The organism is Actinomycetes bacterium, assembly GCA_022599915.1.
Classification (GTDB): Bacteria; Actinomycetota; Actinomycetes; order S36-B12.
Map to the genome: position 1 here is coordinate 83,720 of JAHZLH010000048.1, position 11,209 is coordinate 94,928.

The window sequence follows — 11,209 nt, forward strand, 5'->3', positions numbered from 1 at the left end:
CGAAATCGCTGTGGTGCACAATGATGCTATGCAGTGGCGTCAGTCGGGCAAAGTAGCGGTCAGCGGAGTGCGACGACTATTGGGAACGAAAATCTCGACGGTGGAAGCCGCCGGGCTGGTTCACAGCACGATCGCGATCGGCCCCTCCTTCGAATCGTCACTGTTACCTCGGACCACGATTCAACAAGCGGTTGCCACCGGTTTGGCTGGTGCGATTAGCTACGGATTGACCGCCACCTTGCAGTCCACCGTGGAGGCAGTAGCTGATCGCGTCATCGGTGATCGCTCCAGTAGCGAACATGTACGACGCGCTCTGGTTCTGACCGCTGACTTGGCAGCCCTGGCAGGGGCGGTTGCCGCGCGACGGCTGCTCCGCCAGCACCCAAATGAAGGAATCACCCGCGCGGCAGCACGAACAACTTCGTTCCGGCTAGCAACGGGTGCCGCAGCTGGCGCGATCGCGGTCAGTGTTGACGGGGCAGTAGACAGCGTGACCGGTCGCCACGACTCCGGCACAGTCAGTTTGCCGGTGGTGCTGGGAACCGGTGCCGCAATCGGTACGACTTTGCATCTGGCTCGCTCTCGTCGGCTGCTGGACACTGCCGCTGAGACCGATCAGTACGGGACGCCGGTACGACAAGCCAGCATGGTTCAACCAACTCAAGCACTAGCAGTCGGTGCCGGAGTATCACTGCTGCTCTACGGGCTATCCCGCATCGAAGATGCGGTAGCCAGCGGCGTAGGTGAGGTGGTGGCTATCGCAGTTCCCAGCGCCCGACCAGTCTCGAAAGCCATTGGGCACGTCGTGGCCCTCGGTGGCCTCGGGCTCGCAGTGGAACGAGCGATAGCGATAGCTACTACTGCCACCGAACGAGCGGGCAGTGCGGTAGAACCGGCCTACCGATCCCGCCCTTCATCTGACGTTGTCAGCGGTGGCCCTCGGAGCAAGGTGGATTGGAGCACAATCGGGCGGGAGGGACGCCGTTTCGTGAATATGGCGCTGACCGCCGATGAGATCGCAGACATCACTGGTGAGCCAGCCACCGATCCGATCCGGGTGTTCGTCGGGTACCAATCGGCGCCCTCACCCAACTCGCGCGCCTTCCTAGCCATGCAGGAGCTAGAGGAATTCGGCGCCTTTGACCGTCCCTACATCGCTGTCTACTCCGCTACCGGTAGCGGTTACGTGAATTATGTGGCCAGCGAGTCAGTGGAGTTAATGACCGGCGGCAATGTGGCTGGGGTGTGCTTGCAGTATTCGGTACGGCCGTCGTTCCTGTCGCTTGATCGCGTGGGCACCGCCTGGGAAAGCACGTTGGCGCTGCTCACAGCACTGGCCTGGCGGGTCCGCTCCATCCCGGTGGACAAGCGACCCAAGATTCTACTGTTCGGCGAATCGCTGGGCAGCCAAGCCGCTCAGGACGTTTTCCGTAAGGAGGGTACAGAGGGTTTCGACATCCTCGACATCAGTAGTTCGCTGTTCCTTGGCACCCCCTATGCCTCCAAATGGCGTCGGGACTGGCTCAAGAACCCGCAAGAAGTGGATCCGCAAGGGATCGTCGTTGAGGTCCAATCGGCTGCCGAATTCGAACAACTACCCAGCGATCAGGCCGAGCGCGCCCGGGTGGTGCTCCTTACCCACGGCAACGACCCGATTCCGAAGTTCGGTCCAATCCTGACCATTCAGCGCCCCTACTGGCTGTCGGATAAGCAGCCCCGGCCAGCTGGAGTTCCCGCCGACATGCGGTGGTTTCCAATCTTCAGTTTCATTTTGGTTGGGATCGACTTGCTCAATGCGGACAACGTCACGCCTGGAGAGTTCGACGCGTACGCCCATGACTACCGCAAGGACATCCCCGAGATGATTCGGCTGGCCTACAGTTTTGATGTGCCGCCAGCCCAGATGGAACGTATCGAGCGAGCACTACGTGAGCGAGAGCTTGAATGGGCGGAACGACGCGTTGTCGCCGAGAACCTCGATAAGGCTGAGCAGCGAGTACGGGAGACATTGGCGGAGTGGGGCGTGGACCACACCGTCGTGCCGAAGGTCGTAACCCCAGAGCGTGCTGTTGCACCCGACCCCTACCGGGCTATCCGGAACTCCTGATGGCTGCGATTACTTCTTGATGTGAGCGGCGTAGGCGCGAAACACCACAGCCGCACCGATACCGCACGCCACTCCTAGGGCTAGCCGTAGTGGGTCGCTTTCTGCCCACCCCGCGAGCAGCAACCAAAACGTTCCCAACACCAGCATCCCACCTGCGAACATGAGTAGGTTGCCCTTGGCCGCTGAATCCATGACCCAAATGTGCCAGAAATCCGTTCATTTCCCCTCAGGTTTTTCAGAGTAGCCAATGTTGTTGACCACTCCTACCGAACAAAGTGATCATGATTCGCTAGCCTAGGAACATGCCTTTTGAAGAAACCGCCTCCAAGGCGAAGCAGAAAGTTGCCAGTTGGTACGCCGAATCGAAAAAACTCGAAGCCGAGTTGGCCGGAGCCAAAGCGAAGTTGAAGGCGCTGCAAGCCAGCGACAAGGTGGTCGACATGATCGGCGAGCTGCCGCTCATCGGCGATTACACCGAGACCGTCCAGGACAAAATGGATGCCTACGTCGCTGAAGCCGAATCAGACGTTGCCACCTTGGAGAACGAACTACTCTTGACCAACTCCAAGCTCAAGTCTGCCCAAGCGGCGAAAGACACCGTCGACGGTGTCAACGAAGCTATGGGCAATGCGAAAAAGGGCTGGAACGAGATGAGCGCTGACGCGAAGTCAGCCGTGGCAGAGGCCGCCGATAACGTGAGCCAGTCCGCAAAGGAAGCGTCGAAGAAATCCGCCAAGAAGGCCAAGTAGTTGTAACTGCCGGCGCGCGATGATGCCGTGAGTTGGCAGTGAACCCGTAACGACTTTGCGTTATCAGGCCTCTGCTGAATCGCGGAGGTCTGATAACGCAACACTGATCTGCTCAGCCTGAGCAACTAGCCGCGGGTCAGTAAATACTTCCTCGTTTATCGCCGTTGTCGCGCTTCGAGCCCGCTGCTTGCCTTCCTGAGTAATCGCCACCAGCACCGCCCGACGATCTTGGGGATGCGGTCGCCGCTGAGCCAACCCGTCCCGCTCTAGGCGATCCGTCGCGCTGGTAACGCTTGCCGGGTGCACCTGCAATCGCTTGCCGATGACACCCATTGGCAGCTCACCTTTGCGGGAGAACTGCAACAACATCAGCAGCTCGTATCGGGCAAAAGTCAGGCCAAATCGGCGGAGTACCGTGTCAGCTCGGCCCATCATGATTTGCTGAGCACGCATGATCGATGTGGTTGCCGCCATGCCAGCAGCGGCGTCTTCCCAACCGTGCGCTTCCCAGTTCTGGCGGGCTTGCTCGATCGGATCTGGTGATCCAGCGCCATTACTCATGTGTTGCGCCGATACTGGCCGCCGACATCGAAAAATGCCTCGGTGATCTGCCCCAGTGAGCACACCCGAACCGTACGCATGAGTTCAGCAAAGACATTTTCGCCGGCGATGACCACCCGGCGTAGCTCCGCCAAGGCCAGGGCCGCTGACTCACGGTTGTCGTCAGTGAAGGTAGCCAGCCGGTTCAACTGTGAGCGCTTCTCCGCTTCTGTCGCCCGCATGAGTTCCGGGACAACTTCCGCCTCCTCACTCCCAGAACCCAGGAACGTATTCACACCCACGATCGGCAAGGCACCACTGTGCTTGCGCTGCTCGTAGCGCAAAGATTCGTCTTGGATGCGGCCCCGCTGATAGCCCGTCTCCATCGCACCGAGCACACCGCCACGATCGGAGAGACGATCAAACTCCGCAAGCACGGCATCCTCCACTAACTCAGTCAGTTCCTCAACGATGAATGAGCCCTGTTGTGGGTTCTCATTCGCCGACAACCCCCACTCACGATTGATAATCATTTGGATGGCTAATGCACGACGTACCGACTCCGGCGTAGGGGTGGTAATCGCCTCATCGTAAGCGTTAGTGTGCAGCGAATTGCAGTTGTCATAGCTAGCTAACAGCGCCTGCAAAGTAGTGCGAATATCGTTGAAAGACATCTCTTGCGCATGCAGCGATCGTCCTGACGTTTGCACGTGATACTTCAAACGCTGCGACCGTTCATCAGCCCCGTACACCTCACGCAATGCGATGGCCCAAATCCGCCGCGCGACTCGCCCCAGTACCGCATATTCGGCGTCCATGCCGTTGCTGAAAAAGAAGGACAGGTTCGCGGCCACATCATCGGCTGACATCCCACGGGCTCGATAGATTTCGAGGTAGGTGAAGGCATTAGCCAAGGTAAATGCCAACTGTGAAATGGGATTAGCTCCGGCTTCGGCGATATGATAGCCCGAGATCGACACCGAGTAGAAGTTCCGTACGGCGTGGTCAATGAACCACTGCTGCACGTCAGCCATGCACCGCAGCGAGAACTCCGTGGAGAACAGGCAGGTGTTCTGCCCCTGATCTTCTTTGAGAATGTCGGCTTGCACTGTGCCGCGAACCCGATTGACCGTCCGCGCTGCGAGTTCAGATCGCTCGTCATCATCAGGATCGCGACCCTGCTCCTGACGGAAAATATCGATTTGCTGATCAATCGCGGTATTAAAGAACATCGCGAGCACCGCGGGCGCAGGCCCATTGATGGTCATCGAGACGCTTGTTCCCGAGTCGGTGAGATCGAAGCCTCGGTATAACTCCTTCATATCAGCCAGCGTCGCAATGGACACCCCGGCGGTGCCTACCTTGCCGTAGATGTCTGGCCGCTCGGCAGGATCGCGACCGTACAGGGTGACCGAGTCAAATGCGGTGGACAGTCTCGTGGCGGGCTGTTCACTAGCGAGGAGATGGAATCGACGATTAGTGCGAAAAGCATCTCCCTCACCGGCAAACATGCGGGCAGGATCCTCGTCAGTGCGACGGAAAGGGAAAACCGCGGCGGTGAACGGGTATCGGCCAGGCAGGTTTTCCCGTCGCAGCCAGCGGTAGATATCTGCTTGCGAACTGAACCGCGGCAGCGCCACTCGTGGCACCCGAGTGCCGGACAACGTTTCAATGGTGAGCGGTACGGTACTTTCGCGGGCGCCTGCGGAGGTAACCAACTCATCTCGCCGGTAATCCCGCTCGATATCAGTCCAACCGTCGAGCAGTTGCTGGTCGGATTGCGGAATTTGCAAGTCGAGATCAGCTGCTCGGGAGGTCAGGGCGTTGCGCACCTCTGGGTTCTCGGGTAGTTCCGCTGCTGCGGTTCGCACCGACTCCCGCCGACGAATCAGGTCCGCAACCTCGTTCGTCCTGATGTGGTACCCGCGCACGACGGTTGCGATCTGCGAGAGATACCGCTGGCGATCACGTGGGATCAACTCCGTTGCCGCGCTACCCGTTGTTGTCGGCAGCAGGCCCGCCCCGCTGGGGAGGCCATGGTCCACCAGCGCTGCTCGTAGCCAGCGATAAGCGTGGGTGACGCCAGAATCATCGAACTGCGCCGCGCTCGTGCCAAAGACTGGCATCTCTTGCCAGTCGGTACCGAACGCTTGGCGATTGCGCACCAGTTGTCGCGCAACGTCACGGCGGGCATCCTCAGAGCCGGAGCGCTCGTACTTGTTAATCAGTACGGCATCAGCACAGTCCAACATCCCAATCTTTTCTAGTTGGCTGGCCGCACCATATTCAGCCGTCATCACGTACAGCGACAGGTCAACCAGATCAACTAGCCCGGTATCTCCTTGACCGAGACCAGGTGTTTCGACGATCACCAGATCGAAGCCACAGCCACTCACCAGATCGATGACGTCTGGCAGGGTGTCAGTCACCGAGGCCCCTGAGTTCCGAGTCGCTACTGATCGGAAGTAGATCCGCTGATCCCGCAGTGCGTTGAACCTGATTCGATCACCCAACAGTGCTCCGCCGCCACGGCGTCGGCTGGGATCCACCGCCAACACCGCGATCCGTAACTTGTTTTCGTCATCGATCTGAAGCCGACGCAGCAGTTCATCGGTCACCGAGGACTTGCCAGCTCCGCCAGTGCCAGTGATGCCCACTACCGGAGCGGAGTTAGCTGCTGGCGGTAGTGAGACTGGCTGCCCCTGCTCCACTGCAGTAATGGCCCGGGCGAGGTCTCGATGGTGGTTCTGCCGCACCAACTCCAGATCGAAGTGAGGATTCGTTGGGTGGTCGCAGTCAACGATGATGCTGTTGATCATCACCGGTAGCCCCAACTGCTGGCCATCCGCCGGTGTGAAGATGCGCACCCCCTTGCTGGCGAGGAGCTCAACTTCAGCCGGGACGATGACACCACCACCGCCACCGTAGACGCGAATGTGCTCAGCACCGCTGCGATTGAGTTCCTCACGCAGATAGCTGAAGTATTCGACATGGCCACCCTGATAGGAGGAAATCGCAACAGCAGTCGCATCCTCCTGCAGTGCAGCGACTACTACCTCGTGCACTGACCGATCGTGACCCAGATGAATCACTTCCGCGCCCTGATCCTGCAGGATGCGTCGCATGACATTGATGGCGGCATCGTGACCGTCAAACAGGCTCGCCGCTGTCACAATTCGAATCGGTTGTCGTGGCTGATGCAGCGTCATCACTACCCACCTCCTGCATCGCGCTACTCACGGCCGCTGTCGTGGGCAGTGCGATAGCTGTGCCGACGTTGGCCTTGCTGGAGCCGGAGCTGGAGCTCGGCCGACTATCCCTAGCCAATGACTCTTCTGGGTCCAACTATTGCATGTCCAAATGTTGGATGTCTAACTATTTCGCACCTAGGTGGTGCTCTCAGGACATCGCTAGCGGGGCAAATCAGCGAGTGCGCCGAGCACCGCACGAACCAACAGCCGAACTCCGATTAGGATTACTCGCTCGTCAACGTCGAAGCGACTGTGATGGAGATCCAGCATGTCGCCACGTTCTGGGTTATGCGTCCCCAGCCGGAGAAAAGCGCCAGGCACCTCACCCGTCATCCAGCCAAACGAGTCACCACCCCACGAATGCTCGGTCTCCACCAATGCCTCTTCGCCGAGCAGATTGCGCACACATCGAGCGGCTGTGCGAGCCGCCCATTCGTCGTTCACGACTGGCGGCACCCCTCGGACATAGTTGACATCCCAGGCGGCCCCGGTATCGCCAAGAATGACCGCCAGCGCCTCCGTCAAGGCCGGCAGCGCCTCGTTCCACGCAGCGACATCAGGAGTACGCAGCGAACCTGCCAGTTCCGCTCGGGCGGGAATGACGTTGGCGGCGGCACCAGCGTGCACTGCACCAAAGACCATCCGGCAGTTTTCCGGCCCACCCATCCGCTGCTCTAGCTCCACCGGAAGTTGCTCAATCAATCGGGCGGCCAACGCTACGAGGTCCACAGTGAGGTGCGGCCGAGCGGTGTGACCGCCCGGTCCAGTCAGTTCGATCTCCACTTTGTCCGATGCCGAGGTAATGGCACCGATACGCGTTCCGGCTACTCCGACCTCCAACTTGGGATCACAGTGCACCGCAAAAATTGCCGACACGTCACGTAGTAGCCCGAGTTCGACTACTTCAACAGCGCCACCGGGAACTTGCTCTTCCCCCGGTTCAAAAATTAATCGCACTCGACCGGGCAACTGGCCATCGCGATGCAGTCGATTGAGCACGATGCCGGCCCCCACAACGATGGCCACGTGGACATCGTGACCGCACGCGTGCGCAATGCCGCGCCGCCGCGAGCGGTAAGGGACATCTTTGCTGTCGGGCATCGCCAACGCGTCGAGTTCTGCTCGCAGCGCGACCAGTTCCCCTTGATCTCCGATGTCGCAAGACAGCCCCGTTCCGCTAGGAAGTCGTTCTAGGGTCAGCCCCTCCACTATTAGCCGCTCAGCTACTTCCTCGGTCGTGACTGTTTCCGCAAACGACAACTCCGGTTCAGCGTGCAGCCGTCGCCGCAAAGCGACAAGTTCGGCTTCGTGCTCAGCAGAGATATCGTCGACGGCTCTCAAGATCTCGGGTGGTGCGGAATGGCCAGGAATAGGTGGAGCTGGCGCCCCCGAGTCGTCGCTACCCCGAGGGCGGACATCACCGTAATCCGTCATCTCAGCCACCGACCCTGTCCATCCGGAGATCCCTGATCTTGCCAGCCGCGATCCTGACCGCAACTCCGCGGCTGCGCCCCGCCGAAGGCGTGAACTCGAATCCCATCACAGCTCCCGCCGCATCAATCTGCCGCTGATCAGCCTAGTGGTCGGTACTAGGTAGATGTCGGTCAACGGGAGTGGTGCGGGGCAGCGAAGCGCTCTTGTCAGTAGCCTTGCGCTCGTGACCAGCCTTCCGGAAATGTCGCCTAGCCCCGCGGCCGCCGAACCGGCCATCGCCACTGGGCCGCCCGGATGTGCAGCAGTGGCCGCCGGCTCCCGCGATACCGCGTTGGCTGCGGTCGCGGTTTTGCGGGCTGGCGGCAACGCCGTCGACGCGGCCATCGGAGGCATGTTGGCAGCCTCGGTGAGCGAACTGGTCTTTACTTCGCTCGGCGGTGGTGGCTTCCTCAATCTGCAACTTCCCGACGGGACGGTCAAAGTTCTGGACTTTTTCGTAAACGCACCCGGACTGGGATCGAAAGAACCGGGAGCAGCTGATTTCACCCCGGTCGTGGTGGAGTTCCTGGGTGCCACCCAGGAGTTCCACGTGGGACCTGGATCGGTAGCGGTACCGGGAGCGCTTGCTGGTTACCTGACTGCGCACCAAGACTATGGCCGCGCGCCGCTGGCGACCGTGACTGCACCAGCAACAGTATTGGCCCGGCGCGGCACTGTTGTGGAGCCAGTACAGGCCGAGGTCATGGATCTTGTCCGCGAAATCCTGTCACTCACGCCGGAGAGTCATGAGTTGATCCGCACAGCCGACGGGGACGCTGCAAGTGGCGACACCGTCGACAATCCCGCCCTGGGCGACTTCTTGCACTTAGTCGGTGAAGGAGTCGTTACCTCAATCAACTCGCCAGCTTATGCGAGCCCACTGCTGGACCTCATGGAACACACGGCCGGGCACATTACCGCCGAAGATCTAAGCAGTTACACGGTCTCCGAACGAGATCCGCTCGTCGTAGAACGGCAGGGAGCCCGTATCGCGCTCAACTCACCCCCGGCATTCGGCGGTGCCATCGTCGCTGCGGCCCTGGCACAACTGGCACCCATGGATGAATCATCCGGTTCCTGGGTTCGCGCAGCAACCGCGCTCAACGACGCAACTCTGCAGGTCCGGCGGGCAAACGAAGCAGCTGGCATCGGCCAAGTCAGCAAGGGAACCACGCACATCAGTGTGGTGGACAGTGACGGCATGGTCGCCACGATGACCACCTCCAACGGCTCCGGCTCCGGAATCGTGATTCCCGGCACCGGCATCTACCTCAACAACATGCTGGGCGAAGAGGACCTGCATCCCGGTGGTTTCCACGCGCTGCCAGCAGGCAGTCGGCTGGGATCGATGATGAACCCCACCATCGTGACTCACGCCGACGGCGCGGTCACGGGGCTCGGTAGCGGCGGCAGTGAACGAATCCGCTCCGCAATGCTGGCGGCCTTGCTGCGCCTCATCGATCTCAACCAAGACGTGGTCACGGCCGTGGGCGCACCCCGAATTCACCCCAATCCGGGGGATATCCAACTCGAGCCGGATTGGCCAGCCGAAACGGTGGCTGCTCTGGCTGACGTTGCTCAGGTCAACAGTTGGACCCAACGCAATCTGTTCTTCGGAGGCATCCACGCCGTGACTCGGCATGCTGATGGCAGCGTGACTGCCGTGGGCGACTCTCGCCGAGATGGGGCAGTAGCGGTGGTCCCACCCAGCGAATAGTTTCCTCAGCCACGGTGACGCTCTCATGCGCAGAAATGCCCGAAGGGCGCCACCACAGTTGGCGACGCCCTTCGTATCGGACCTACTGCCCCGTTACTTGGCCAGTTGCTTCTTGGCCAAATACCAGTCAGTCAGGTTGACATTGTCGTCCTCGAGACGGGCACGCAGGTCAGCGGTCGTGCGGGGAGCACCAACGACGACGTCGTCACCCGGGGTCCAGTTCGCCGGGCAAGAAACCCCTTCGCGGTCAACCGTTTGGAGCGCGTCCACCAACCGCAGGATCTCGTCGATATTGCGACCGGCATTCAGCGGGTAGTACACCAGGGCGCGGATGATGCCCTTGTCGTCGATGACGAACACAGCGCGAACCGCGTTAGTGCCGTTGCTCTCCGTGTGGATCATTCCGTAGGCGCTGGCAACCTCCATCTCGATATCAGCCACGACCGGGAACTTGACCTCCAGGCCAGTGTTCTCCTCGATGGACCGGATCCAACCGATGTGGCTGAAGATTGAATCAACCGAGTTACCGATCAACTGAATGTTGCGCTGTTCGAACTCATCGTTACGGCGAGCGAACTCAATGAACTCGGTAGTGCATACCGGGGTGAAGTCGGCCGGGTGGCTGAACAGTACAACCCACTTGCCGCGATAGTCCGACAACTTGATGTGTCCGTGGGTGGACTCCACATTGAAGTCTGGCGCTTCATCCCCGATCAACGGGAGCCGAGTCGCCTGAACGGTTTCTGACATGATTTTCCTCCAGGATAGTCCGCACAGCGCGGAGTTTGAGCCCATTTCCCACCGCCGGTTCCTGGGCTGATCACTCAGAGTAAGGGAACCCCCGGAGGCTTTCGATGCCCCCGGGGGCTCTTTTCCCCAACCCAGCTATGTGGTTGGTCACTCGCCAGCAGCGCCCAGCGTCACGGTGACCTGCTCAGTGCCCGATCCGCGTTCCACCGTGAGCACGACTTCCTCGCCCACTGCCTTATCTCGAATGGCTACCACCAGTTCGGTGTAATCCGCGATCACCCGGCCATCCAGCTCCGTGATGACATCGCCACTACGCAGCCCTGCTTCGTCAGCTGGCCCACCAGCCGTAACTTCAGCGATCCGGGCCCCTTCGGTGTCACCGGCGGAATCGATCTGCGCCCCGATGATCGGAGTGCTGGAACTACCCGTGGTGATGAGTTCATCCGCAATCCGCTGCGCAGTATCGATGGGAATAGCGAAGCCTAGACCGATCGAACCGGCTTGACCGCCAGCCCCCCCTCCGAGGCTGGCGATCGCCGAGTTCACCCCGATCACGCGACCGGCGCCATCGACCAACGGGCCACCGGAGTTTCCGGGGTTGATGGCAGCATCCGTTTGAATA

General features: G+C 60.3%; 9 protein-coding genes. 3 read left to right on the forward strand and 6 right to left on the reverse strand.

The window, feature by feature from the left end; genetic code table 11:
- Nucleotides 1–28: 28 nt before the first annotated feature.
- Entirely contained in the window at nucleotides 29–2,107 is a 2,079-nt protein-coding gene (locus tag K0U62_08055; GenBank protein MCH9801466.1) for an alpha/beta hydrolase, read from the forward strand.
- Between the two features lie 9 nt (nucleotides 2,108–2,116).
- Here K0U62_08055 and K0U62_08060 read toward each other — a convergent pair whose 3' ends face one another.
- Nucleotides 2,117–2,299: a hypothetical protein gene (locus tag K0U62_08060; GenBank protein MCH9801467.1), complete on the reverse strand. Its 183-nt coding sequence runs from the start codon at nucleotides 2,297–2,299 to the stop codon at nucleotides 2,117–2,119.
- A 110-nt stretch (nucleotides 2,300–2,409) separates the two neighbouring features.
- On the opposite strand from K0U62_08060, the gene K0U62_08065 reads away from it, so the two are divergent.
- A complete protein-coding gene (locus K0U62_08065; protein ID MCH9801468.1) occupies nucleotides 2,410–2,856 on the forward strand; it encodes a hypothetical protein in 447 nt (148 codons plus the stop codon).
- A gap of 63 nt (nucleotides 2,857–2,919) precedes the next feature.
- On the opposite strand, the gene K0U62_08070 is transcribed toward K0U62_08065, so the two are convergent.
- The 3 genes from K0U62_08070 to K0U62_08080 form a co-directional block, all read right to left on the reverse strand.
- A complete protein-coding gene (locus K0U62_08070; protein ID MCH9801469.1) occupies nucleotides 2,920–3,417 on the reverse strand; it encodes a MarR family transcriptional regulator in 498 nt (165 codons plus the stop codon).
- A complete protein-coding gene (locus K0U62_08075) occupies nucleotides 3,414–6,605 on the reverse strand; it encodes a cobalamin-dependent protein (protein ID MCH9801470.1) in 3,192 nt (1,063 codons plus the stop codon). Before K0U62_08075 ends, K0U62_08070 begins: the two co-directional genes overlap by 4 nt.
- Before the next feature lie 201 nt (nucleotides 6,606–6,806).
- Nucleotides 6,807–8,081, reverse strand: a complete 1,275-nt coding sequence (locus K0U62_08080) for an amidohydrolase (GenBank protein MCH9801471.1) — start codon at nucleotides 8,079–8,081, stop codon at nucleotides 6,807–6,809.
- Between the two features lie 223 nt (nucleotides 8,082–8,304).
- On the opposite strand from K0U62_08080, the gene K0U62_08085 reads away from it, so the two are divergent.
- A complete protein-coding gene (locus tag K0U62_08085; protein MCH9801472.1) occupies nucleotides 8,305–9,837 on the forward strand; it encodes a gamma-glutamyltransferase family protein in 1,533 nt (510 codons plus the stop codon).
- A 93-nt stretch (nucleotides 9,838–9,930) separates the two neighbouring features.
- Here K0U62_08085 and K0U62_08090 read toward each other — a convergent pair whose 3' ends face one another.
- Together K0U62_08090 and K0U62_08095 are read right to left on the reverse strand one after the other, a co-directional pair.
- Nucleotides 9,931–10,587, reverse strand: a complete 657-nt coding sequence (locus K0U62_08090) for a peroxiredoxin (protein MCH9801473.1) — start codon at nucleotides 10,585–10,587, stop codon at nucleotides 9,931–9,933.
- A gap of 147 nt (nucleotides 10,588–10,734) precedes the next feature.
- The coding region (locus tag K0U62_08095) for a PDZ domain-containing protein (GenBank protein ID MCH9801474.1) at nucleotides 10,735–11,209 on the reverse strand (475 nt) is incomplete at its 5' end.